General features: G+C 42.4%; 14 protein-coding genes and 2 pseudogenes. 2 read left to right on the forward strand and 14 right to left on the reverse strand.

Going from position 1 to position 26,527, the window contains the following annotated elements; genetic code table 11:
- Nucleotides 1-165: 165 nt before the first annotated feature.
- Nucleotides 166-1,185, reverse strand: a complete 1,020-nt coding sequence (locus BSCG_RS14335) for a DUF2059 domain-containing protein (RefSeq protein ID WP_004309559.1) — start codon at nt 1,183-1,185, stop codon at nt 166-168.
- A 337-nt stretch (nt 1,186-1,522) separates the two neighbouring features.
- Between BSCG_RS14335 and BSCG_RS14330 the strand changes: the two genes are divergently transcribed.
- Nucleotides 1,523-1,990: a hypothetical protein gene (locus BSCG_RS14330; RefSeq protein WP_004299546.1), complete on the forward strand. Its 468-nt coding sequence runs from the start codon at nt 1,523-1,525 to the stop codon at nt 1,988-1,990.
- A 221-nt stretch (nt 1,991-2,211) separates the two neighbouring features.
- On the opposite strand, the gene BSCG_RS14325 is transcribed toward BSCG_RS14330, so the two are convergent.
- Nucleotides 2,212-2,847, reverse strand: a complete 636-nt coding sequence (locus BSCG_RS14325) for an HU family DNA-binding protein (protein ID WP_004309558.1) — start codon at nt 2,845-2,847, stop codon at nt 2,212-2,214.
- Nucleotides 2,848-3,180: 333 nt separating this feature from the next.
- Between BSCG_RS14325 and BSCG_RS14320 the strand changes: the two genes are divergently transcribed.
- Nucleotides 3,181-4,524 carry a VapE domain-containing protein gene (locus BSCG_RS14320; RefSeq protein WP_032849523.1) on the forward strand — a complete coding sequence of 448 codons (1,344 nt, stop codon included), beginning with the start codon at nt 3,181-3,183 and terminating at the stop codon, nt 4,522-4,524.
- A 183-nt stretch (nt 4,525-4,707) separates the two neighbouring features.
- On the opposite strand, the gene BSCG_RS14315 is transcribed toward BSCG_RS14320, so the two are convergent.
- The 12 genes and pseudogenes from BSCG_RS14315 to BSCG_RS14260 all read right to left on the reverse strand — a co-directional run bounded on the left by BSCG_RS14315 (nt 4,708) and on the right by BSCG_RS14260 (nt 26,457).
- Entirely contained in the window at nt 4,708-5,796 is a 1,089-nt protein-coding gene (locus tag BSCG_RS14315) for an acyltransferase (protein ID WP_008776017.1), read from the reverse strand.
- Nucleotides 5,797-5,822: 26 nt separating this feature from the next.
- Nucleotides 5,823-7,877, reverse strand: a complete 2,055-nt coding sequence (locus BSCG_RS14310) for a beta-L-arabinofuranosidase domain-containing protein (RefSeq protein ID WP_008776018.1) — start codon at nt 7,875-7,877, stop codon at nt 5,823-5,825.
- Between the two features lie 142 nt (nt 7,878-8,019).
- On the reverse strand, nt 8,020-9,150 hold the full coding sequence (locus tag BSCG_RS14305; RefSeq protein ID WP_004305220.1) for an aldose epimerase family protein: 1,131 nt from the start codon (nt 9,148-9,150) through the stop codon (nt 8,020-8,022).
- A gap of 143 nt (nt 9,151-9,293) precedes the next feature.
- Nucleotides 9,294-10,655 (reverse strand): annotated as a pseudogene (locus tag BSCG_RS14300) (glycoside hydrolase family 125 protein); the annotation flags it as partial.
- 104 nt (nt 10,656-10,759) lie between these two features.
- Nucleotides 10,760-13,051 carry a GH92 family glycosyl hydrolase gene (locus BSCG_RS14295; RefSeq protein ID WP_004309552.1) on the reverse strand — a complete coding sequence of 764 codons (2,292 nt, stop codon included), beginning with the start codon at nt 13,049-13,051 and terminating at the stop codon, nt 10,760-10,762.
- Nucleotides 13,052-13,063: 12 nt separating this feature from the next.
- Nucleotides 13,064-15,541 carry a glutaminase domain-containing protein gene (locus BSCG_RS14290; RefSeq protein ID WP_008776019.1) on the reverse strand — a complete coding sequence of 826 codons (2,478 nt, stop codon included), beginning with the start codon at nt 15,539-15,541 and terminating at the stop codon, nt 13,064-13,066.
- Between the two features lie 55 nt (nt 15,542-15,596).
- Nucleotides 15,597-16,856 (reverse strand): glycoside hydrolase family 76 protein, encoded by a 1,260-nt coding sequence (locus tag BSCG_RS14285; protein WP_008776020.1) that lies wholly within the window; start codon nt 16,854-16,856, stop codon nt 15,597-15,599.
- 232 nt (nt 16,857-17,088) lie between these two features.
- A pseudogene (locus tag BSCG_RS14280) lies at nt 17,089-18,558 on the reverse strand (DUF4972 domain-containing protein).
- Nucleotides 18,559-18,580: 22 nt separating this feature from the next.
- Nucleotides 18,581-19,723, reverse strand: coding sequence for a DUF4972 domain-containing protein (locus tag BSCG_RS14275; RefSeq protein ID WP_004322386.1), 1,143 nt, complete (start codon nt 19,721-19,723; stop codon nt 18,581-18,583).
- A 25-nt stretch (nt 19,724-19,748) separates the two neighbouring features.
- Nucleotides 19,749-21,071 (reverse strand): glycoside hydrolase family 76 protein, encoded by a 1,323-nt coding sequence (locus BSCG_RS14270; protein WP_032849524.1) that lies wholly within the window; start codon nt 21,069-21,071, stop codon nt 19,749-19,751.
- Nucleotides 21,072-21,094: 23 nt separating this feature from the next.
- Nucleotides 21,095-23,014, reverse strand: a complete 1,920-nt coding sequence (locus BSCG_RS14265; RefSeq protein WP_032849525.1) for a RagB/SusD family nutrient uptake outer membrane protein — start codon at nt 23,012-23,014, stop codon at nt 21,095-21,097.
- An 11-nt stretch (nt 23,015-23,025) separates the two neighbouring features.
- Nucleotides 23,026-26,457: a TonB-dependent receptor gene (locus BSCG_RS14260; protein WP_032849544.1), complete on the reverse strand. Its 3,432-nt coding sequence runs from the start codon at nt 26,455-26,457 to the stop codon at nt 23,026-23,028.
- Nucleotides 26,458-26,527 lie beyond the last annotated feature (70 nt).

Here is a 26,527-nt window from a genome sequence, read left to right on the forward strand (position 1 = left end):
TATATCACAAATATAGTAGTTATTTACATAATATCCAAATAATATTCGGGAAAATTTTCCTATTTTGTGTAATCAAGGTATAGTTGCCTAAATTTATATCAAAAACAGTAAACACTCATGTTCAATACCTGCTATTATCATTTCAAATTCTGATAATCATTTAAACTAATAATAGATCTTCTTATTTTTCTTATCGGAAATGGTCTGATAATCTTTCACCTTTATATTAAAATATGATTTAGACTTTCCATCATCATTAGAAGGCAACTGTTCTTTATCTTTTTTGTGTGGCAACTCAAGAATATCTATTTCTTTCACACTCTTCTTCAGTTTCGGGAATAAAAGACTGATATAAATATATTTATGATTAAATCCTTTGACAGCCAACAGCCTACCTATCGGAGCTCCACCATCATATCCTCGTACATTATACTCATCGCCACTTTTCTTATCGATAATCTTAAATCCCGGACTATAATACAACCATTGCCAGTCCCAATAAATAGGTTGTATAAATGTCACTTTAGTATCATTCTTTCTCCTTTCAATCGAATATAAAGAAGGACTTGTAGACATCCCATTTTCATACGCTTTCTCATACACTTCTTCAGGAACTATAACTATACTATCGCTTGGAAGCATATAGGCTTGTGCATATAATTCTTTATCACGTTTCTTCTTTTGCTCATATTCTTTCAACCGCTGTTCACCTCTTTTTACTCGTTCACTTTTCTCTGATCTAACCACTTTGAATGTCTCTGTCTGGAGTTGCTTCACTAACAACGGCATTGTCTCACGCATAACAATCAATGAAGCCTCTTTATATTTCTTACCTACGGGAGATTCATAAAATGCAGCAACAGCTTTTAATTCTTCCAAAGTTAAATGCTTCTCATAAACAGGCATATACATTTCAAACACCTTACTTTCTATTTTCTCTTTCCAGTTTTTAGAAAACTCATTCCAATAAGCCTCATCCTTTTCCGGCGCATTTAATTTCATCACAGATGTGATTTTTTGGAAGAAGTCATCCGTAGTAGCCGAAGCACCGGAAAGTACCATAATCTTTTTCAACGTTTCTTTGTACTCATCTGTCGCATTTGTATTTTGTGCAGAAGCTGGTAAAATTAAAGTAAACAGTGCAATTATGCACATCATTACTTTGGGAAGGAAAATGTTTTTCATAATTATCTGATTTTATTTATTTTGATTCCATATTTTATTTTGCATTTCCTACAAAGATACACATTAAATCTATATCATTTAATAGAATAGTACAATCAATGAGGCTACTATCCGGCTGCCCTGCAATGTATAGATAAACGAAATACCCCCTATTCATCCCTAATTATAACATTCATCCCCCTCTCTTATCAAAATGGCTTTGGACAATTCATTTCATCTTTTGATATGATATTATTATCTTTTTCTCACATACTTCGTTCATTTTTCGTAATTAACGCTATCTTTGCAATAGGTCGCTAAATCTAAATAAGACTTTCAAAATACATAATATACAAATATGAAAAAGATTTTATTTTTATATATCATTCATCTAGGATTTGCCCTACAACCCATACAAATTCAAGCTTGTTGTCTCGACAATGAGGCTGTTCTCGCCAATGGGACTGCCATTATTCTACAATCACCTAAAGTGGACAATACCAAAACCATTCAGTTCATCAAAGATTTCTACGCAAACTACGTTTTTGGAGCAAAGAATTATGTTCCGGCAGTAAAAAAGCATTGTACAGCCAAATTGCAAAAGCAGCTGAAAGATAACTACGAGTATGACGGCGAAGGATATGCGATATGGAACTTCCGAACAGGTATGCAAGACGGACCAAGCGACATATCTAAAGTAACATCAGTAACTGCATTGGGAAATGGTTTATACAAGGTCAATTTCATTGATATGGGAATAAAGGGTAACCGTACTTTAAAAATTATCGACGTAAACGGAACACTGAAGTTCGATGCTATTAAATAATCCTCTCTAAACAGATATATTATCAATTTAGCAGATAACTAAAAAAGCCTTACTATTCAATCAAATAATGAAAGTAAATCATCTATAAGACTACATCTTTCACCACTTTCACCTTCTTCCCGAAGCCTCCATCCAGAGCAGGAAAGCGGGTGAAAGCGACCATGCAAAGCCCTTCTATCCTACTTTCAAAGGTTTCACCTACACAATTCAAATCGTTCCGCTTACCGCCGGAGCACATCACGAGATACCCCGTAATAACCCGCTGCCGCCACATAAATCGGCTGCATACGTTTGCCGATATTTTTCAATTTACCTTCTTCCAGCAATCGCCGGAGATGACGATTCGCCGTAGTCCGTGTCATGCAACATACTTCCTGAAAATCATAACGAAGCATTACGTCATGATCGGCGAAATATTCCTTCAGCCGCATATCTATCTCCACCTCCGACAAAGACTCCGAATGGCGCGCATACTTACTCCGGCTGGCTTTGACACCTACCAATTCACCCCGCAGGCGAGCATCCGGACGGAAACCGATTGTTTTCAGTTCCATCTTCGACCATTTGTTTTTAGTACTGCGGGTCACCTTTTGCGTGCTCCTCAAAATAGGGGCAAAATAGCCTAGCCCCTCGATATGTACCTCGCGTCCTTCACGTAGTTCTTCACCACAAATTTGGGCAAGCATCTCGAACGCATTTTTTACATCACCTACGGAAAGCGAACTGCGTCCGTGAATCATCCGGCACAGTTTATCCGTTCCCACCTTACCATTCAAAAAAATGCGGGGATGCAAACCTTTCTCTTCCGAATCGTCGGACTCACCGGGATTCTCATACCAATCGTAAAGTATAGCCATTAGTCGTTAATGTTTTGATAGTGAATACATTTCATGTAAAAACTTTAAGTTTATCATCAAACCACTACCGTGGTTCATTTAAATCACAGTTGTTATCCAAGTAGATCACTCTTGTCATTTGATTGAACCACGAAAGTGAATCAACAATAACTCTTCGTCAAAGATACGATAAATAATAGAGAAAAGGACGATAAGAAGCCGACTTCCTCAGTCAAGTAGAAATTAATATTTTTTCCGGAGAAATACTTGCAAACCGGTATCATCCTATAGTACATTCGCAGTATCAGCGCTGAACAATAAACCGATTTTAATCACTTAAAAATAGAAAAAATAATGAATGCAATAACATTGATATGGAGACAGGTATTGAAGGAACTAAAATTGTTTCAAATGAAGGAAAACAAAGAAGATGCAGTTGAGAAAACAGACAAAGAGCCACAGAAAACGCTAAAATGTCATGAAGATAAATATACCGTTCCCCTACCGGACACTGCACCGCCTACTGAAAGGGAGAAAGAGACAGAACGAAAACAACCGGTCCGATTAACCCAAGAGGTACGTACATTCCTGCAAAAACAGTATGATTTTCGTTACAACCTATTGACGGAAGAAACGGAATATCGTCCTGCCAACAAGCGTGCCGTTCCTTTCGAACCTGTAAGTAAGCGGGAACTGAACACTTTCTGCATGGAAGCACACGACCAGGGCATATCCTGCTGGGATAAAGACTTGAGCCGTTACATTTATTCCACTTGTATTCCTGAATACCATCCTTTCCGGCTTTACATGGAAGAACTGCCCGACTGGGATGGGACAGACAGACTGGAAGCTTTGGCGCAGCGTGTCTCTGACAATCAGCTCTGGATAAAAAGCTTCCATACCTGGATGCTGGGACTCACCGCCCAATGGTTAGGCATGACGGGAATACATGCCAACAGCGTAGCCCCCATACTTGTCAGCAGCGAGCAGGGACGACAAAAATCCACATTTTGCAAGGCACTGATGCCGCCGGCACTGTCACGTTATTACATGGACAACCTGAAACTGTCTGCACAAGGAAAACCCGAAAGGTTACTTGCCGAAATGGGACTTCTGAACATGGATGAATTTGACAAATACGGAACGCAGCAAATGCCATTATTGAAGAATCTGATGCAAATGGCAAACCTGAATATCTGCAAAGCTTATCAAAAGAATTTCCGCAACTTGCCACGCATCGCTTCTTTCATCGGTACAAGCAACCGTTTTGACTTGCTCACCGATCCCACCGGTAGCCGGCGATTCATCTGCATTGAAGCAGAACATCTGATCGATTGCGAAGGTATCATACACGATCAGATCTATGCCCAACTGAAAGCTGAACTGCTCTCCGGCATCCGTTACTGGTTCACAAAAGAAGAGGAACGGGAACTGCAACGCCACAATGCTGCTTTTTATCATCCGTGTCCGGCAGAGGAAGTCTTTCATGCCTGCTTCCGGATAGCTAAAGATGATGAAGAGGGAAGCGAACGGCTCTCGGCTTCGGATATATTCAGGAGACTGAAAATGTATAACCCTGCTGCCATGCGTGGAAGTAATCCGGCTACATTCGCGCAAGTTTTACTTGCGGCAGGGGTCACCCGCAAACATACCAAATATGGGAATGTGTATCTGGTGAAACCGATGAAAGCGGCATAAAGCTCCAAACAGAGGGAGGGTTCACCCGTAAGAGGCTGGAGAGTAATGGTTTATAATAGGAGTGAAAGAGGTGAAAAGAGAAAGAGGACATTAAGAGGGAAATAGGCTATAAACAGTAAGATTTTGAATAGAAAATCAGGAAAAACTTGATTATCTATTCAAAATCTTATTGTTTCCGGATATTTATCCTACTATCCATTTACTGCCCGGTATAAACGAGATTATCTTAGTTGTTACAAAACAACAGATAAACGTAACCACTGCGATACATGGTATAGCGGCAACAGTGGGAAGCGCCAATGTATCTTTGAACACAGTCACCCACAGTCCGAGCCAGAATATGTGCATAAGATACATACCATAGCTAAGTTTCGATGTTTCCGTCACCAACTTGGGAGCTTGCGGACGTTTGATACATGTAAACATAAGGAATGTACCCGTTGTGAGAAGCACACAGTTAATGGTACAGAAAGCCCATCCTATTTCTATTACAGGTGTGGAATGGAGTTCGCCGGGTATAGCCTGCACATAGAATGAATAAATAGTCCATACAGCACCGATCACCATTAAAATAGTTCCTATAATAAAACGTTTGGAACGGTTCCAGGTAAGGTGTACACGAATGTAATGTGCCAGAACAAGATAGCCCAGATAACCGGAGAAGTACCACAACATGTGGTATTCATTCCAGAAACATTGTCCCCACACTTCACCGCACCAACGATTGAGATAAGGCATACAGGTTGACAACACGAACAGCCCTATAAAGAAACGCTCTTCTTTAGCCGTGGCTTTTCTCAACCATGGGGATATAATTGGGATAAACAAATAAAGGCTTATCAGAGGATACATAAACCACAAGTGTCCGGCTAGCGTCGGGAAATTCAAGAATATCCGCGACAAGTCCTTCATAGATGTTTCTCCGTCTATCTGTCCCCACAACATAGGTAGAGTGCTGTACAGTATCATGAATATGAAAAACGGTGGAAGGATGCGAAGACAGCGCTGGCGATAGAATTGCCACATAGACTGCTCTTCCTTCATCGGTGCAAGCAGGAAGGCGGAGACTATCATGAACAGGGGTACTGCCATACGTGAAAAACCGTCGTACACTGATACCCATAGCCGGTCTGCTTCATTCGCTAGAAAAGACTGCGGACCTGCCATATCAGTGGCTCCGGGAGCACAGTAGAAGTTTTCACTGGCATGAACAAGGATGACGAGAAAGCATGCAAACACACGGATGTAATCTAAAAAAACAATACGTTTCATTTATTCTAAGTTTTCTAGTTATTAATTTATTCTTTTGTGTTCGGGAACGCAGAGATTCTCAACCGTGACGCACCCATAGGGATCAATGTTATTTCTTCTTTATCACCTTTCACCGCATCTTCTTCCGGCAATACGCCACACAGTCCTGTTTCGTCTATCTTCCATTCAGGAACCGGACGACCGATAGCTTTTACTTCTAAAGGTACACTGGCTACTGTGAAAGGATAGTTGTCAGCCGGCCAGGATTTACGGATGACCTTGAAATTTTTCAAAGGTTCTTTCTTATCCAATACCAACGAATAATTCCAGGGGCTATCCGGATAGATTTCAGTAGTAGGCCATTTCTGGGGATCAGCACCTTTCTGCCATTTTGAATCACCGATAGCAGTCTCGCGACTGTCTTTCTCTACATATTTCTCTGCAATCTTGAGAGACAAAGTCAAAGGTCCGTAATCTACGCTTACGCTGTTTTTATTAACCTGCCAGGTACGCATAGACAAAGACATCGGAAGAGTCAATTCCACACGATCACCATTCGCCCACTCGCGATTGATGCAAAGATATTTTCCCGCTACAGGAGTTACACTTACCTTCTTGCCATTCACCCGAACTTCCGCCTTTTGAGTCCATGAAGGAATACGAAGATAAAATGGAAAAGCAACCTTTTCATCGGTAGAAACAGTGAAGGCAATAGCTTCTTCAAAAGGATAATTTGTCTCTTCGTGAAGAGTGATTTCCTTGCCGTCACCCACTTTCACTGTAGCTTTGCAAGCTGCATAAATAGCTGTTGCCACTCCGTTGTCGGGAGTTGCCAATACCAGATGTTCGGTGAAGTAAGGCCAGCCCTGTGCATGATTATGTTGGCAGCAACGACTGCTGAAAGGATTCATCGAAAGGAACGGGCCACGATTGTCAATGCCCGGATGATGATTCTTCGAATCACTGATGGCATGGTTCGGACAAGTGATATAACGCAATGCCTTGAAGTCCGGCATCACGGCAGCCGGATAAGAGTTGAACGCTACTTCTTCGCAGTGTTCCGCCCACATGGGATCTCCTGTCATGCAAAGCATGATTTCATCGGAAGCCATTTGTTCTACCAAACCGCAGGTTTCCACTCCCTGTCGGGGATCGATATATCCCAGACGGGCATTTTCGTCCGCACCGAACATACCTCCGGGAACCTGACCAAAAGTACGCCGTATCAGATGATGGACATTATAAGAGGCTTTCAGCATCGCTGAATCTCCGGTCTGCATATAATAAGTGGCAGGTTCACGGAAACATTGGGCGATATTTACATTGTGCCAGTTAGGTAAGGAGGTGGATTTCGTCCAGTCGGCTGTGTTACGGTGAATCTTCTCGGCTAATTCGAGTAGGAAAGCATCCCCAGTATGGTTGTAAAGCCAGTAGATACTGATGATGTTATCACCGCCACGGCTTTTCTCCCAATAATCTTCCAGAAGTTGGTCATCGGGAACAGTCATCTGCCACTTGAAGTAATTCGTCATCAGGTCAATGACACGCTGATCTTGAGAATACTCATAATAAGATTGCAGACACCAGAGCATAATCATCTGTGCCCAAAGTTCGCGTTTGCCGTTACGTTCATTGACCGGACCGAAATAGCCATCCGGCTGGCGACTGGCAAATACACCTTCAATCCAATATTTGGTTTCTTCAATCATCTTCGGGTCATTCAGGATATATGCCAGATTGCCATACCCTTTGAGCCAGTAAGGGACTTCCTCCCAGCCGTGATCGCCACCAGTTGTCAACCAGGCATTATTATCCTTTTCCAGCCAAGCGCTGATTTCTCCCAAGTGTCCGGTCAGACCGTCACGTTGCAACTCCAGATACTTCTTCACCCAGCCTTCAGGCTGAATACTACCTACCGGCAACTTTATAAAATTCAACGGTCGAAGCGGAGCGCGATACCCGATATAATTGGTATTGACGGACTGTATGTCCGATCGGTCCACTACCGTCACCGTACCACTAGAAGAAGCAGACGCACAAGCTGTAACCGCCACTCCAAGCACTATCGATGCAAAAAGTCCTTTCGTTTTATTTTTCTTCATTTCGTCTATTCTACTACTTCCGGAAATCATCCTAATTTCCCTATGATCCCTATTGAGCACCAACAAATTACATTCGAAGCAAAGAACGGATAATCTCTAATCAGACAACCCGTTCTTCAATGGTATGAACTGCCTTTATAACCTATTTATCAACAGAGAATTTGAAGATACATTGGCTTGTATACTTTTCGCCCGGGCGAAGTACAGCCGACGGCCATTCCGGTTTGTTCGGAGTATCCGGATATTTCTGTGTTTCGAGACATACGGAAGCACGTTGGTTGTAAGTAATGCCTTTCTTTCCTGTCAGTGAACCATCGAGGAAGTTACCTGCATATACCTGAATACCCGGTTCGTTAGTATAAACGTCGAGTACGATACCAGTCTTCGGTGATTTCAAAGAAGCGCATTTACGGGTTACGTCGCCTTTCGTGTTCAACACCCAGTTGTGATCGTAACCATTGCCGTTTTTCAGCTGTACGAAATCATAGTCGTTAATACGTTCGCCTACCGGAGTCGGGGTGCGGAAATCCATCGGAGTTCCTTCTACCGGAACGATCTCGCCAGTTGTCATGAAAGTACTGTCCACCGGAGTATAATAGTCCGCATCCACCATCAACAAATGACCGGAGTTGTTGCCGGCATCGCCTTCAAGATTAAAATAAGAGTGGTTGGTCATATTTACAATCGTCGGTTTGTCTGTTTCCGCTTCGTATTGAATATCGATGGCATTATCGTCCGTCAGTTTCATCAACACTTTACAAGTGATGTTTCCCGGAAAACCTTCTTCACCGTCTTCTGCACGGTAAGTCAACTGCAATTCCTGCGGATTCAACAATTCTGCATCAAACACCCGGTATTGGAATCCTTGCGGTCCGCCGTGCAGACAATGACCGTAGTTATTGCGGGGAAGCTGATATTCTACACCATCCAAGGTGAACTGTCCCTGATTGATACGATTGGCATAACGTCCGATAGTCGCACCGAAATCCGAAGGCTTGCTGATATAGTCCTGAATAGAATCGAAACCGAGAACAACATCACGCATCTGTCCGTCTTTGTCGGGAACCATCACTGAAACAATACGTCCACCGAAGTTCGTGATACAAACTTCCATGTTGTTCTTGTTACGCAGAGTGAACAAATCAGTCTTCTTTCCATCTACTTCTGTCTGGAATTTACTCTGCAATAAACCGGAATCTGTAGCCTTTTCAGCTTTCGGAGTACAAGCTGCCATTAAAAGGGCGGCAACTGCCCATACACATAACTTTTTCATGATACAATTGTTTTTTTAATATTAGTTTTCAGCTATTCATATTTAGATGCAGACGACGCGGATAACGCGTTTTTTCTAATTTTGCATCAGAAAAAGAGCCGCATCATCCGCGTTATCCGCGTTCAATTTACTATGTCAGCATATTACTGTATACTATTCAATAAATCTACCTTTCCTTCATTAACCAGCTTCAAAATCAACTCACCGAAAAGAGTATTCTGCCAGGCAAACCATGCACGGGTAAATTTCTTCGGATTATCCTTATGGAAAGATTCGTGCATAAAGCCGGTGTCAGCATCCGTGTCCATCAACATCTTAATGCAAGTCTTGATTTCAGCATCATTCTGACTTGTGAAGGCTTTCATCATAATACTCATCGGCCACACCATATCGTAACCGATATGCGGTCCGCCGATTCCTTCGCCTGCCTTGCCTTTAAAGAAATAAGGATTGTCCTCACTCCACACAAAACGGCGGGTATTCTGATAAATCGGATCGTTTACATTCACATCACCCAAATAAGGCATCGCAAGCAAACTCGGCACATTGGCATCATCCATCAGATGATGATTTCCAAAACCATCTACCTCGAATGCATAGATTTTACCATATTTAGGATGGTTATACACCGCATATTTCTTTAAAGCTGTTTCCACCTCCTGCGCCAAGTCCTTACATTCTTTAGACAAAGCTGTCTTCTTGTTTACCTTCTCCAAAATCTCGGCTGCCTTACGCAAAGAAGATACGGCAAAGAAATTGGAAGGAACCAGGAATTGAAGCGTAGTAGCATCGTCCGAAGGACGGAAACTGGAGACAATCAAACCGACTGGTTTCACCGGTGCTCCCAGACCGTCATTGCTCACAGTATCCAGTGCACGTTCCGTCTTACGTTGGAATTTATAAGGACCTACTCCGTCTTTGCGTTGTTGCTCTTTGAATGTTTTCAGTACATTAGTGATTGCCTGAATCCATTCTTCGTTGAATATGCTTGCATCTCCGGTAGTCTTCCAGTAATGATAAGCCAAACGCAACGGATAACACAAGGAGTCTATTTCCCATTTACGTTCGTGCAACTCAGGTTTCATATCTGTAAGGTCACTCATCCAATGACCGTCAGGAATAGCGCCGTCATTAAAAGCATTTGCATACGGATCGATATTGATACATTTGAACTGGCGGAGAATAACACCTGCCAGCATTTCTTTCAGTTCAGGATCCGAATTAGCCAATTGTACGTAAGGCCATACCTGTGCACCGGAGTCGCGTAGCCACATGGCGTGAATATCACCCGTATATACGAACGTATCCGGTTTGCCATCGCTTCCTTTACGGAAATGTACGGTCGTATCCAGTGTATTCGGGAAACAGTTGGTAAACATCCATGCCAACTTCGCATTCTTCAACAGTTTCTGTACACGGAGAATCTCCTTCTCTACCGCATTAGAACGGAACAAACGATTGGATATTTCCGGGCGGTTATCTTTCTGAATAGCATCCGCCAGACATACATGCATTTCCGTCATACGGTTGGAGGCTTGCAGCTCCCCGCCACAGAGAAGCATACCTGCCAGCATACCTGCGCTAATATATTTGATCTGTTTCTTCATGATTACTTCTTCTTTTTAAATTCGTTAGAGAAAGAATAAGGGAAATCGGACTCTTTGGTACCACGTTGCTGATTGGGTTTCGCATCCATTTTGTAAGAAATGCTAGCGCCATTCAACAGGTCCTGATGGGTCAGATAGTTTTTGGTATATTCTTTACCGTTCAATGTCATTGATGAAATGTAACGCTTGTCGTCTCCGTTATTCGGAGCAGAGATAGTCACCGTCTTTCCGTTTTCCAGATGTAGCTTCATCTCCTTGAAGTAAGGAGTACCCAAGACATATTCATCCGTACCCGGACATACCGGATAGAATCCCATTGCCGAGAATACATACCAAGCAGAAGTCTGGCCGTTGTCCTCATCACCGCAATAACCGTCGGGAGCAGGAGTATAAAGTTTGTCCATCACTTCACGAATCCAATGTTGCGCTTTCCAGGGTTGGCCGGAATAGTTGTACATATAGAGCATGTGCTGAATCGGCTGGTTGCCATGTGCATAATTGCCCATGTTCATAATCTGCATTTCACGGATTTCATGAATAACGGCTCGATAATAACTTTCATCGAAAATCGGAGGAAGGATAAATACAGAATCCATCATTTGGTTGAATCCGTCTTTACCACCCATCAAATCGATCAGACCTTGAGGATCGTGGAATACCGACCAGGTATAATGCCAGCTATTACCTTCCGTAAAGGCATCCCCCCACTTCAACGGATTGAACGGAGACTGGAACGTACCGTCTTCATTCTTACCACGCATCAGTTTGTGCTCGGGATCGTAGAGATTCTTATAATTCATTGCACGCTTTGCAAAGATTTCAATCTCTTTTTTCGGTTTCTTCAAGGCTTTACCCAATTGATAGATACACCAGTCATCGTATGCATATTCCAGTGTACGGGCTGCATTCTCGTTAATACCTACATTATAAGGTACATATCCCAACTTATTATAATACTCATGTCCTAATCGTCCGGTAGAACGAACATTCGGATGCACTGCATTCGCTCCATGTTTCACGGCTTCCCACAATGTCTCGATATCGTATCCTTTCAATCCTTTCAGGTAGGCATCGGCAACTACGGAAGCGGAGTTGTTTCCAACCATACAACCTCTGTGTCCCGGACTTGCCCATTCCGGCAGGAATCCGCTTTCTTTATAAGTGTTTACCAATCCTTCCTGCATCTTTGTATTCATAGATGGATACATCAGGTTAAGGAATGGGAACAGACAACGGAACGTATCCCAGAAACCGGTATCGGTAAACATATATCCCGGAAGTACTTCACCATTATAAGGGCTGTAGTGCATCACGTTTCCTTTAGCATCTATCTCGTAGAAACTTCTGGGAAATAATACTGAACGATACAGACAAGAGTAGAAGGTACGCAAATGATCGATATCATCGTCTTTCACTTCAATACGTCCTAAAACATCGTTCCATACCTTGCGGCCTTTCGCTGCAATCTGTTCAATGTTGTCCGTACCCAGCTCTTTCAGGTTCAGTTCCGCCTGTTCAGGGCTGATAAAAGAGGAAGCTACACGCACATTTACCTGTTCGCCCTTTCGGGTTTTGAAACCGATCAGTGCACCGGCATGATTGTCTGTCGCTTCCAGTTTGTTGGTGTCAATCACACCACTGGCTACGGCAGCCGTATAAGTAAACGGTTTGTCGAATACCAGTACAAAGTAGTTTTTAAAGTTGGCAGGAACACCACCGCTGTTTTTAGTGGTATAACCGATAATCTTGTTCTCCGAAGGGATTACTTTCACAAACGAGCCTTTATCAAAAGCGTCTACCACTACATAAGAGTGGTCGTTTTCGGGGAAAGTGAAACGGAAAGCAGCCGCTCTCTCTGTCGGAGCAATTTCGGTCACTACATCATGATCGGCAAGATATACTTTATAATAATAAGGAGTAGCCGTTTCAGCTTTATGAGAGAACCAACTGGCACGCTCATCCTGATTAAATACTGCCTTACCGGTTACCGGCATGATGGCAAATTGACCGTAATCATTGATCCAGGGACTTGGCTGATGGGTTTGTTTGAATCCTCTGATCTTGTCAGCGTCATACGTATACGCCCATCCATCGCCCATTTTACCAGTCTGCGGAACCCAAAAGTTCATTCCCCAGGGCAGCGCAATGGCAGGGTAAGTATTTCCGGTAGATAATGCGTGCTTTGACTGCGTACCAACCAGCGGACTAACGTAGTCCACCGGTCCGGTAATTGTTTTTGCAGTCATAGCCCATGCACTAAGTAACGTAAAAGCGAATAGAGCTAGTTTCTTCATGGTATTTTTGTTTTATTTAATCAGTTTTCCTTCAAGCATTTTGATATAATATCCACCTACAACGGAACGTGCCTGGAAGCCTCTTTGATTCGGTTCGTCTGTAAATACCCAGTCGGACATCGGAACACGGTTAGGTGTAACGTTCATAAACAGATATACGGGTTCGATAAATTTCTCAAAGGTAGCTTTGTCATTTGCCAATGTAGCTGTCCACATGATCCAGTCGGTCTTTGTGTATGTTTCACGGTTATCCAACGGAAGACCATATTTATTTTGCTTCGAAAGATAGTAAGCTATTTCCGTTTCTGCAACATTTTTAGGGAAGATTTGCAGATTCAACAGTTTATCCCACACCAGGTTATACTTCTGGCTCCATGTTCCCGGTTTGTCAAATGTAAGACGATAGTGGTCACCATCATCAGCCATTTTCACCCATTCGGCAGCCATTTCTTTCGCTTTCTGTGTGTACTTTTCAGCCACATCTTTTTTACCCAGCATATCTGCCAGATAACCGTATGAAGCAACACCCATGATTGCTTTGATAGAAAGGTTGGCATTGTGTGCAAAGTGACCTGCAAAGTCATCGGTACAAAGTTGGTTGGCCGGATCAAGTCCGTTCTCTACCAGATAGTCTGTCCACGTAGTCAGGGTTTCCCAGTGTTTCTGTGCGTAATCTGCATTACCTTCTACCTTGGCAATGGCAGCAGCCAACACTACCATATTACCCGATTCTTCTACCGGCATATCACCGCCATAAGTCTGGCCGTTAGCCAATGGATAAGTACCGACATCATGTGCAGCAAATGGTTTCGCCCATTTTCCGCTTTCGCTATAATAGAAGATATGGTTCATGGTAGCCTTCACCAACTCCGGATTGTAGTATAAGAGCAACGGAGCTCCCGGATAAGTCAGGTCGACTGTTCCGATGGAACCATTACTGAAGTTCTCCTTAGAAAGGAATACCAAGTCGCCATTCGGAGCCTGTACCAGTTTATGTGCAGCCAATGCCTGACGATAAGCCAATGCACAAAGTTCGGCATATTTACGTCCACCGGCAGCAGTAGCTTCTTCCATCAGTTTCTTGTCGAAAGCAGCGCTGTTCTTCATTTGTGTCTTGTATTCTTTCTCTGCTTTCTGGAATTGGGAAACAATCGTTTCATTACCCTCACGATTCCAGTAAGGACGCAGGTTATCACCAAAGTATTGGATAGAATAAATATCATCATATCCGATCAACAGGTGGCCATCAGCTTTTTGTGTTTCGCCCAATGAACGCACCAAAGCCAGTTTATCATAACCGTTTGTGGTAGGAGCTTCCAGTTTATTGGCTACGAAGTTCTTGCGCAGCTCTCTGCCGTCGCCGATTGCAGATGTGCTGTTTTCCTTTTCAGCTGCCAGATAGAAATGTCCCCAATCGATACGTACATCGTCGCCTTTCTTCTTCAGGATTTCCTGATTACGGCTTCCGGTACGAAGGAATAACAAATCACCGTCAGTAAAGCTGTCGGCCACAGATTCCTGGTGAGGTTGGTCGATTGCCCATTGCGGAGATGCTTCGAAATACAGTTCAACCTGATGTTTCTTTCCGTCATTGGAGGCTACTTCATAAGAAATATAGTTGACCGGACGTGACAACAAATCCAGATTATCCATAAACATAGGAGCAGTAAATGTCAGTTTCAAATCTACCGGACCGCAAGTAAATGTATAATAAGTCTGCATAGGTTGTACGTCTACAGAAGTTTGTTGTGCTGTTTGATGGAAAGAACGGTAACCGTCCAATTCTACCAGCAATCCGAAATCCAACAGTCCGTTTCCTACCCGGTTATGACAATAACCTGCAATCAGATTTTCACCCGGTTTCAAAGAAGCTACTACTTCTTCCGACAGTTTCACCCGTTCGTTCTTTTTACAAGCATTACCAGTATCTACCACTTTGATGCCGTTGATATAAATAATAGCATCATCGTCGTGAGAGAATTCAAGATATACATTCTTTCCTGTCAAGTCTTCCTGAATATCAGCTACCCGGCGTACCCAGATAAATTCTTCTCCCCATTGGGTTTTGGCTGTATGTTCATTTTCCATCGTTCCGAAGGCAGCTTCGCCTTCTTTCCATGCTTTATCATTGAATCCGGCATTCTGCCATCCGTCAGCAGGCTGTTGAGTGGTATACTTTCCTGTCCAGCTACCTTGTTCAGATGTCTTTACCAAAGGACGTAGTTCCAGTTCTTCCGTTCCCATGAAACGGTAGGTTTGTCCGTCTACTTTTGCAACACCAAGTAAAGAAAAATCCTTGCCTGTCCAATGTTTTACAGGACTGTCGTATAGATTGTCCGTAGTAGACCATGCACTAGTATAAGGATCAATTGTCACCAGCGGATATGCCGGAGCACGTAATTCATTCTTCTCGTGCTGTTCTACCTGGGTCTCACAGCTACAAAATACAGAAGCTGTTCCCAGTAACAGCATCATCAGTTGTTGTTTCATAATTTAAATCACCTGTTTATTTAATCTATTTTACGCAAATTCCGTCGTTTTCTATTTATTTCTTAGCCGGAAACAAAAGCATCAATGCCGGTATACCGGAAGCAGAATAACTATCGATTTCCGCACCTTCCGGCAACTTTTTATAGTATTCGCCTCCACATACGTTCCGTGTCTTATCTCTGTTTGCCCAACCTGTTTTGATGGTACGTTTCAGGAACGGGAGATATTGGGTTTGTCCGCAATCATACACCAACCATGCCATATATTCCGCAAAGATGGCAGTATAGATACCCTGTTCAATACCACCTTCGAAAGGTAGCACTTTATGTTCTGCAGACATATCTTTCACTGTATAGTCTGCCGCCAGAATAGCATTGTCCAGATAACGTTTCTCTCCGGTCGCCTTATAAAGCAGTATGGACGCTCCGATAAAGGTTGCCTGGTTGTATACATGTGCTTTCCATGCGGGATTGCCATTTCCATGACGGCTATCGGCAATCTTTCCTGTTGCTTTATCCAAGAGATTTTCCACTCCCCATTCATAGATTTCTTTACCTTTGGCAAGATATTGAGCTTTCGTCTGATAATCAGGCCGTTTGTCGGTCGATTCTTTTCTATTTTCAGGCACGTTATTGTAGAGGGTTAATGCTGCAACAACTGTCGGAAAGTTGATACATGCCATCTTTCCATCACCGAATTTATTCGGTTTCGGATTTTGAATGGGTTGCCATTGCCAGAACATACCTCCGTTTTCTTTGTCATACGAACCGGTATCACCCACTTTTTCCGAGCCATACCATACCCGTTTGAAACTGGCTTCCGAGAGTTTCAGATATTCATCCACTCCAAAAAGTTCATAGCCGCGTGCCAGGCTGATAGTCCACCACATGATGTCATCGTAGATGAACCAACCGGTATTTTCATTGTTATCATCAAAATCAAACTGACAATATTGCGCTTTGTTCCCTGCGAATATTTTCTCGCAGAGTGTTTTATAATAACTTGTCTTCTTTCTGTCTTTCTGTGCCTTTGCCAGTTTATAGGCATTCATTGCCATATCCCAATAAATAGGCTGACACCAGATAGCCGCTGCTCCATTGCCACGGTCAACAGCACTCGGATAGGACGAATTTGTCTTGTAAATATATTTATTGGAGTCTAGTAGTGTATTATTAAATCCTTCATAAGCTGCCCATACATCTTCGTTCGTATACGCATGCTTCTTCTGGTTTGCTTTTCCTAAATTACCGACTGCCCATGTGGTAGTTGATACTCCCAATAGTAGTGTCAGAGCCAAAAGAATTTTGCCTTTCATGATAGTTTATAAGTTTATAGTATTTTTCCTGTTACAAAGATTGCAGAAATAGCTGAAAAAAAACGATAATATTTATTCAATAAAGAACAAATACAGACCAAAACACTTTTCTACAATAAAAATAAAGGATTAATAAAGGGTTATTGGAGAATAATTTCCCCTCACTCTGTCCTTATGACAGAGATAAGGGGAATATTTAATCTACCTATTGAAAACTCATCCCGGTAAACAATTATTTGTTATCTGTAATGTCTGTGGATTCAATCCATTGCCAGTTATCGCCAACTAATGTTGCTGTATGACCTTTCAAACCTGTAATTGTTCTGGTAGCACTTTGAGTAGGCTGATCACCTTTCACTTCAAAATCCCAGGCTTCTACCAAATTCGGATTATCGGCACTTACACCTTCTTCATTCCCCATATAAGAAGCATATACCTGATTTTCTGTCCGGTTTGTTTTCCAGATACGGATCTTCTTTATGTAACCGGAGAACCATTCGTTACGGTTTCTATTATTGTCCATCGTACAGAATCCGGTCATGTGAATCTGATTGGAAATAGAGTTGTTATTTACATAAGTCTTATAAGATTCACCAATACGAACTACTGTTCCATCTCGCCTTACACCATTAACCATAGAATAGCTCTTAATATCAGTTGGTGTATCAAATCCCGGCAAACCTTTATCACTAAATAAATAGGCATAATGTGTCCAACGATCTTTAGTCCAGTTATCTGAGTTCTTCCACCCCGGTTCCCATATACCTGCCGCTGTATGATTCTCATTTTCCCAGTGAGCAACCATTGTTCTCAACAATCCCTTTGTACGATCCTGGGCACGCCATCCGCTCTAATGAGGATCGTTTGTCATGGTAGAAAGGAAAGTACAGTTGTCTTCTCCCTGCTTATTGCAATATTCTTTAATATTCACCCAAAGTTCAATCGTAAATGCCTGATTGTCATCCTCTCCAAACTTCACATAATCCTCGCTATAACCAAAGTCTATATAAGAACCGGCATTTCCGTCTACAAACAGATTCCAGGTAATCTGACTGTTGTCCGGCCATGCAGAATCTTCTACTTCTTCTACTTTCTTATCGGCAGCAGCAATAGCCTCATCATAAATCTCCTGCGTCATATCTGTGATGGAACCGGATTTGATTCTTTCAGCCAGACTTTCCAAGTCTTTAGCTGCACTCTCCAAAACCGACTTATTTTCTACCGGATATTGTCCCTGATGATTTCCCCACTTCGTTTCATCATTAACGATTGCAAGTATTTCATCCGCCTTAGCCAGTAAATTATTGATATATTGCTGTGCTTCCGGAGACAGATTATAATATTTTGAATTTTTAAACTCGTCAATCGCTTGATTTACCTTTGCTACAGCAGCTTCCAAAGTTGTTTCATCCAGTTCTTCGCCAACTTCTACCCGTGTTATCAGTGCATCCAACTCGGCAATAGCAGCATTTAATATATCCTTTCCGGCTTCAGGATATGTTCCGGGAGCAGTTCCGTAGGTTGAATTTTTCAATAAATAGTTCAATGACGTACGACTTTCCTGTAAGATACTTAATTGTGTATCTGTTATATACTCGTCTTCAATATCGTCACAAGCGGTAAATATCCCTGCCAGACTAGAAATCAGGAGGAAAGAGAGGAGCATTGCTCCCTCTCTCCATTTATTAGTTAAACGTTTCATGTTTTTCATCGTTTTTACATTATTATTCAACAATACGTTGCCACTCGTAAGTACCGATAATCTTAGCAGTATGACGGCCTGTCAGGTCTATTACTTCATTACCCGAGCCGGAAGGTTTGGTCATGAAATCCCATGCTGCCGCCAAGTCTGCTTCTTTACCCGTCACTTCAGCCGTTCCATTATAAGAATTCTGAACATATTCGTTATCCTTTGCGCTTTTCCAGATACGGATTTTCTTCATATAACCGGCAAAACCTTCTTCAAACAGATTATCACTGGTACGCATATAACGTCCGAAAGCGGTCATCGGTGCATTATAGTTGGCATAGTTGCTCGAATTATAGAATCTGCTACCCACGCTTCCCTCGGTTGTTTTCACTTCTCCGTTCACATACAATTTCGCACGAAGCTCCGGACTGCCCGGCAAGCCTTTATCACTGTACACAAACAAGAAATGTTGCCATTCTCCATCTTCCGGTGCCTTTAGTGACGGTTCACAGATATTTCCTCCTGTTTCGCCCCAAGTTGCACGATAAATACCACCGTCCGCATTACGCCAGTACATCATCCAGCCGTTACGCCATCCGTCACCGCCCATGTAAGTTGACAGGAACACATTCTGGTCTTTTCCACCACCTTTGGTTACTTTCACCCAAAACTCAACAGTAAAGGCTTGGTTTCCTTCGGTTCCGAAATTGACATATTCTTCGCTACGTCCGAAATCGATATAAGAACCACCATCACCACGTCCGTCCACAAACAGTTCAGCCGGTGTTGTTTCAGCGTCTTCTGTACGGATCGTACTCTTGAACTGTTCTATAGACGCCTTGGCTTCTGCCACATAGCGTTGTTTCTCACTTTCCGACGGAGAGGGTTGCTGATATTTGATTAAAAGTACCGCACGATTGGCATCATCTATCGCATCTGTCAGAATTGCCCGGCTTTCGGTGGGGTACTGTCCTTTCTTATCTCCGTAGTCTGAATTTTGCTGCAAATCGGTCATTTCAGCAATCAATGCATCCAGTTGGTCGATATAGGTATCTTCTATTTCAGGAGCCGCAGTATACTCGTCATGCGTTTCTTCAGAACAAGCCGCCAATTGAAGTGTCAGTACCATGCATAACACATAATACCACATTTTCCAATTTGAATATTTCGTATTCATTATTCTTCTTTTTTATGGGTTACAATTATTTATCTGCCGGAAACAACAACATCAATGCCGGTATTCCGGATGCACTATAGCTGTCAATAGTAGCGCCTTCTATCTGTACCTTATGATATTCACCACCACACAAATTACGTGTCCGGTCGCGATTAGCCCAGCCGTAATTAATGTTACGTTTCAAGAACGGTACGTACTGGGTCTGGCCACAATCATTCACCAGCATGGCCATGTATTCCGCAAAGATAGCGGTATAAATACCCTGTTCCACGCCACTCTCGAACGGCAGTAAATCGTACGTTCCAGACATGGTATTCATTGTATAGTCAGCTCCCAAAATTGCATTGTCCAAATATGTTTTCTCACCGGTAGCTTTATAAAGCAATAACGAAGCTCCGATAAAAGTGGCCTGATTGTATACATGGTCCGACCATGCCGGATTGCCTTCGCCATGCTTGCTGTCGGCAACCTCTCCGGTATTGCTGTCTACCAGATTCTTCACAGCCCATTCATAGATTTCTTTTCCTTTTGCCAGATAAGCTTCCTTCGTTTCATAATGCGGACGGGTAAAATCACCGTACTTATTACTCCAATTTTCCGGATTCGGATCAGCCACACGATCGGCAGGAACATTGTTGTAAAGGGTCAATGCAGCTACCACTGTCGGAAAATTGATACAAGCCATCTTACCATCACCGGCGGCATTTTCATTCGGATTGCCGATAGGCTGCCATTGCCAGAACATACCTCCACCCAAATTCTTTTCAGGATCTGCATAAGAACCCGTATCACCTACGCGGGGAGAACCGTACCATACACGTGCAAAACTTGCTTCTGCCAGACTGCGATACTCTTCCACTTTAAATAATTCGTAAGCACGTGCCAAAGTAATGGTCCACCACTGTATATCATCATAGATAAACCAGCCGGTATTCTCATTATTATTGTCGAAATCAAAGTTTACATAATGTGCTTTATTTCCGGCAAACAAATCATCACACAACTGCTTGTATTTGTTTTCTCTTTCCGTATCCCCTTCCGCTTTTGCACGTTTATATGCGTTCATGGCCATATCCCAATAGATCGGCTGGCACCAGATAGCGGCAGCTCCGTTATTACGGTCGGTAGCAGCAGTATAAGCGGTACTTGTTTTATAAATGTTCTTATCGGGATCCAGCAAGTTATCATTAAATGCTTCATAGGCAGTCCAGGTATCCGCATTGGTATACTCCGGAACAATCTCGTAATCCGGGGTATATGGCTTTGCCTGTTTATCCTCATTGCAAGAGGACATACAAAGGACACCGGACATGAGACAAACTGCAGAGAAAATATATTGTTTCATCATAATTTCTATTTTATAATCAGTATTTAGAATCCTGTATTCTGAACCAAGTTTTTATCAATATCAATTTCGCCCTGTGGTATGGGGAAGAAGTACTGACGGTCAAAAATACGCTTCACAATCTCCGTACGTTTGAAGAATTCATTTCCGTCATAATTGACATTCATACCGTGAATTGCTTTGTTGAAATACTCATTTACCAATCCCCAGCGACGTACATCAAAATAACGGCAGTTTTCGAAACTCAACTCAATGCGTTTCTCTTTACGAATCAGCTCCATGACTTCTTCCGTTGTAGTCGGTTTAGGCAGATTGACTGTTTCACCGTATCCCGGAATACCCGCACGCTTACGGATCATGTTCATATACGTCCAGATGTCTTCATGAGTCGGGCTGACATGCGCAAGCGCTTCGATATAGTCAAAATAAATATTAGTCAGACGCAAGAGCACACAAACCAGGTTCTGGTTACGGTCGCCGGAATCCATTCCTTTGCGCACCAAATAACCTATACTTGTATAGTCATTGCTACCTTGTTCTTTACCACAACTTCCGCTATAAGTGAAATCTACTATATAATCGCCTTCTGTTCCATCAAACCATTTTGAATTACTAAAGGTAATGTCTACATAAAAACGAGGTTCACGATTAACATACATCATTCTGGTTCCTGTCGGTGCATATAAGGTACCGTCTGTTCCTTTGTATTCTGTTGTAGAGACTCCCTCTTCTACATAATCGGATTTTTCGTTGATAATCGGAGTGACTCCGTCAGCACTATAACCGGAAATAGGAGATTCTCCGTTTGACATGAAATAGGCATCTACCATTTCTTGGGTTGCTCCCAACAAGCTACCACCTCTATAATTAGTCGTATTACCGGATCTATTCGGCATACGGTCGTACTGCATGGTTCCGGCAGCATTATCCAAACGATAGAAAATCATTTCTTTATTGTTACCCATTTCAGAAAACAGGGTTCTTACTGCACGGCGATAAGATTCTGTCGGGCTGAAGCCTTCCGAGTCCGGACCGGAAACAGAAACACCGTCCTTATTGGTATACATCAAATGATAACGACTTCCGTAATTAGAGAAGAAAGTGTTACATTCATTAATCACTTTCTGCCAATTAGCACGTTTGGTAGCTTCGTCCGGTTTGTTAGGGAACAGTTTTGTTCCGTCCGTATTAGCCAGGTCAGAATAGTAATTGCACTCTCCATTAAACAACCAGCTGGCACGATAAGTCAATGCCTCAATGATAAACGCCTGTGCAATCGCCTTATCAATACGGCCATATCCGGACACTTTGTCGGTAGAAGCATCATCCAGTAAACCATCGTTTTGCGCACCTTTCAACTCTGATACGATAAAATCGAAACACTCGTCTACCGTATTACGCGGGAGTTGCAACTCATCACTCGGAGTATCCATCGGGAAGTCCTTTTCAAGCAAAGGAACCGGGCCATAAGTACGTACTAGATAAAAATAGTAGATCGCCCGCAAAGCTCTTGCTTCCGCTTTCCATTGATTTCTTTCTGTAACAGTCAGCGGTGCCTGATCTACATTTTCTGTAAATACTGCCGCTTCATGAATACCTGAAAACCAGCTCTTCCAGCGATACAATACCATCGTTCCTTCGGTAGCATCGATTGAGTTGTTATTTATCAATTTCCCTTTATTGTCATTTGTCCACTCTGCTTCGTCGCTGGAGCCTGTCCAGGGACCGGGAGTACGGTACAGACTTGTTTCATGCACCTGACGTTGGTTAAATTCATCCGGTAAGAATGTGTATACGTTCGAAAGATACCGCAAGGCTCCATCTCTGGTTGTGAAAATCTCCTTGAGTGATAAACGGTCATCAGGCACCTGGTCAAAATAGTCATTACAAGATGTCGTCAAGAGACACGCCAGCAAACTAACGATTATATAATTATATTTTTTCATTATCTTTTTGTTTAGAATGTGAAATTAATACCAACTGAATAAGAAGTCGTATTCGGATAAGAAGCACCATTATCGGTATTCAACTCCGGATCCCACAATTTGAAACGACTCAAAGTGAACAGGTTAGTTCCCATTACATATACAGCCGCATTCTTCAGATGAACTTTATTCACCCAGGGTTTAGGCAGATTATAAGAGATCTGCAATGTCTTCAAACGCAGGAAGTTCATGTTACGTACCCACCAGGTACTTTTCTGGAAGTTATTAATATTACTGGTTGTTTCACTTCCATAAGACAAACGCGGATAAAAGGCATTCTGATCCGGATTTTCCTCTGTCCAACGGTCGCCAATGTTAGAGTAGAGGTTACCACTACCACCACCGCCATTAAACGGATTAACACTGCTACCGTTCAAAACACGTTCGGCTCCTGCTACGCCCTGGAACATCATACCCACAGACAAGTCTTTCCAACCTACTGTAAATCCGAAACCATAGACAGTTGTCGGCACATCCCCACGAGAAATGTAAGTCTGGTCGTATGCGTCTATCTGACCGTCATTGTTTAAATCCTTGTATTTGATATCTCCGGCTTTCACTGTTCCAAACTGTGATGCAAACGGTTTGGGGGTAATGGCTTTATTGGCATCCGACAAAGATTCCCAGCGTGCCATATCATCTATTTCAGTTTGAGTGAACAACCCCTCGGCAACATATCCTTTCACTCCATTGATGTTGTGCCCATATTGGTTCATCCATTCGTATTTCTGTTCCGGCAATTCTCCCTGAATCCATTTATCCTTATTAAAGGTGACATTACCACGAAGCGCAATTACCCAGTCTTTATTGATACGCTTGTTATACTCGATCGTTCCGTCAAACCCCTTATTTTCTATGATACCGATGTTTCCGTAAGGAGCAGATGTGTTGTATCCCAAGAATGAAGGTATAGAATGTTCACGCTTCAACAAGATGTTTTCACGACGTTCTTTAAACAAGTCGAATACAATAGACAGATCGTCATTAAATAGCTTAAGGTCAATACCCAGGTCTTGTTTGCGAGATTCTTCCCAAATCAAGTCAACAGCCATATTCACTGTTTCATAACCGGACCACTTAGTTCCATTCGGTCCGAATTTATAACCATAGTCTCCATTTTCTTTCATCTGATCCAGATACATGAAACGACGGTCGGAAACTTCGCTATTACCCACTTTACCATCCGTATAACGTATCTTCAAGAAAGAAACTGCCTTTGACAGAGGTTGCCAGAATTTCTCATTTGAAACAACCCATCCTACACCAAATGCAGGGAAAGTTCCGAAACGATGTTTAGGCGAAAAGTTCTCGGCACCGTTATAACCGATGTTGAACTCTGCGAAGTAACGGTCTTTCCATGAATAAGTGGCACGACCGGCAATACCCATCATACGATACGGAATCGCATCTTCCAGTGTTCCTTTCGGATATAATAGTTTGGATTGCTGATTGAACAGGAATAAAGCACTAACACGATGATCGTCGTTGAATGTCCGGTCATAGTTCAAGGAAGCCTCCAAATAGGTCTTTTTGTTACCACTCGTTTCCTGTTTATAGCTTAACACGTTACTTCCTTCATAAATACGTTGCAGAATAGGTTGTCCATTCATATCGTAAGGAACACTAGTGTCCAGGAAGTTGTAGGTAGACTCTGCACGGTCCTGATGTACATGTATCTCATTGTATACGTCGAATGCATACATCGCAGTCAGTTTCAGTCCTTTCGTGAGCATATCCAAATCCTGTGTGACGCGCAAATTAGAGTAAATCTGATTTTTCGTCAGGTTGTCATAGCCACGACGTGTAGCCTGTGAATAAGGGTTATTAAAGTTGTTATTGGTTGAAGTTCCCGGCACAAAGGCTTCTCCGTTAACAAAGAACATCTTCGGATATTCAACCGGTGAGATAGACATTGCCGCATTATACAAATCGGCAGAAGAGATGGCCGGATAGTTTCCTTCTCCCAGATAACCTTGCGCACCGATCTCGACCTTAGTAGTAGGAGTTACGTCGATATTCAAATTGGTAGTAAAGTTATAACGACTATATTTCATTTTAGAATCATAGGTGTCGATATTCTTATCAGTCACCGTCATACCTGTCTCATTAAAGTAGCTGACTGATGCATAATAAGCGACTTTCTCGCTACCACCGCGTACATTTACATTCACACGGCGATTATGTCCCCAATCATTAAAGATTTCTTTCAACCAATCCACATTCGGATATAGATAAGGATCCTTACCGGCAATCGTGTTACGTATCTGATCTTCTGTATATTTCGTAGCAATACCGTCATTACGCATTGCCTCGTTGGCTGCATTCATATAAGTGATACCATCTGCCAAATCGACCATTTTCGTGAAACGAGTAAACGATTCATAATAATCCGCGCTCACTGTCGGTTTTCCTACCTTTCCCGGTTTGGTTTTAATCAAAATTACGCCATTGGCACCACGTACACCATACACAGCTGTTGCTGATGCATCTTTCAACGTTGTCAACGATTCAATATCTTCCGGATCAATGTCATTGAACGAACGTTCCACTCCATCCACCAATACCAGCGGAGAAGAAGTGTTGGGAGTGGAAATACCACGAATCCAGATATCAGCAGCATCTTTTCCCGGTTCTCCTGTACGTTGTACAGCCACAACACCCGCCAAACGACCTGCCAATGTAGTTGTCAAACTGGCAGAAGGCGTCTTAATATCTTCCATCTTCATGGAAGACTGTGCACCGATATTACTTATTTTACGCTGGGTACCATACCCCACAATAACAGTCTCTTCCAATTCGTTCACCTGTTCTTCCAAGGTGACATCATAAATGTTGGTCGAGGCATTGGTTCGTATTTCAGAAGTTTTAAACCCGATATAGGTAAACTTAAGCACTACGCTCTTCTTGGTTACGAATATCTCATACAAACCATCCATATTTGTAATCGAACCGTTTGCATCTCCATCCACAGTGACGTTCACCCCAATAAGCGGCTCTCCTTTTATATCAGTGACACGTCCGGATATTTTCCGCTTATTCTGTTGCTGTTCGGTTGAAGCAGGGGCTTTTCCGGAAATAAATATTTGCCTGTCAGAGATCCGATAAGTACACGAAGTACCTTCGAAAAGTTCAGAAAGGATTTCTTCTATATTTTTATTCTTACTGTCGATAGATACCTTACGTTCTAAGTTGACAGCGTCATCTAAATAGAAGAAAACAAATTGACTACTTTTCTCTATTGTTTTAAGCACTTCTCTCAACGTCGAGTTACTCATGCTGACCGAAAGAGTCTTAAATTGAGAATAATTGTTGTAACTTGCGAAAGAGTAGTCTATTCCGAGAAGTAAAAAGCACAGGAATAGCCCGAGAACCTTACTCTTTCGTTCTCTAATTGCATTTTTCATATTAAACATGTTAAAAATTTCTCATAATATTATTTTCTGTATATAAACATTCATAGGCACACAAGTCCCA

Origin of the sequence: Bacteroides sp. 2_2_4, assembly GCF_000157055.1 — a bacterium.
In the GTDB taxonomy this organism is placed as follows: Bacteria; Bacteroidota; Bacteroidia; order Bacteroidales; family Bacteroidaceae; genus Bacteroides; species Bacteroides ovatus.

Bases quoted from the DNA above. Each gene is read 5' to 3' on its own strand.
- BSCG_RS14335 (WP_004309559.1), bottom strand. From the start codon at position 1,185: ATGAAAAACATTTTCCTTCCCAAAGTAATGATGTGCATAATTGCACTG.
- BSCG_RS14330 (WP_004299546.1), top strand. From the start codon at position 1,523: ATGAAAAAGATTTTATTTTTATATATCATTCATCTAGGATTTGCCCTA.
- BSCG_RS14325 (WP_004309558.1), bottom strand. From the start codon at position 2,847: ATGGCTATACTTTACGATTGGTATGAGAATCCCGGTGAGTCCGACGAT.
- BSCG_RS14320 (WP_032849523.1), top strand. From the start codon at position 3,181: ATGAATGCAATAACATTGATATGGAGACAGGTATTGAAGGAACTAAAA.
- BSCG_RS14315 (WP_008776017.1), bottom strand. From the start codon at position 5,796: ATGAAACGTATTGTTTTTTTAGATTACATCCGTGTGTTTGCATGCTTT.
- BSCG_RS14310 (WP_008776018.1), bottom strand. From the start codon at position 7,877: ATGAAGAAAAATAAAACGAAAGGACTTTTTGCATCGATAGTGCTTGGA.
- BSCG_RS14305 (WP_004305220.1), bottom strand. From the start codon at position 9,150: ATGAAAAAGTTATGTGTATGGGCAGTTGCCGCCCTTTTAATGGCAGCT.
- BSCG_RS14295 (WP_004309552.1), bottom strand. From the start codon at position 13,051: ATGAAGAAACTAGCTCTATTCGCTTTTACGTTACTTAGTGCATGGGCT.
- BSCG_RS14290 (WP_008776019.1), bottom strand. From the start codon at position 15,541: ATGAAACAACAACTGATGATGCTGTTACTGGGAACAGCTTCTGTATTT.
- BSCG_RS14285 (WP_008776020.1), bottom strand. From the start codon at position 16,856: ATGAAAGGCAAAATTCTTTTGGCTCTGACACTACTATTGGGAGTATCA.
- BSCG_RS14275 (WP_004322386.1), bottom strand. From the start codon at position 19,723: ATGAATACGAAATATTCAAATTGGAAAATGTGGTATTATGTGTTATGC.
- BSCG_RS14270 (WP_032849524.1), bottom strand. From the start codon at position 21,071: ATGATGAAACAATATATTTTCTCTGCAGTTTGTCTCATGTCCGGTGTC.
- BSCG_RS14265 (WP_032849525.1), bottom strand. From the start codon at position 23,014: ATGAAAAAATATAATTATATAATCGTTAGTTTGCTGGCGTGTCTCTTG.
- BSCG_RS14260 (WP_032849544.1), bottom strand. From the start codon at position 26,457: ATGAAAAATGCAATTAGAGAACGAAAGAGTAAGGTTCTCGGGCTATTC.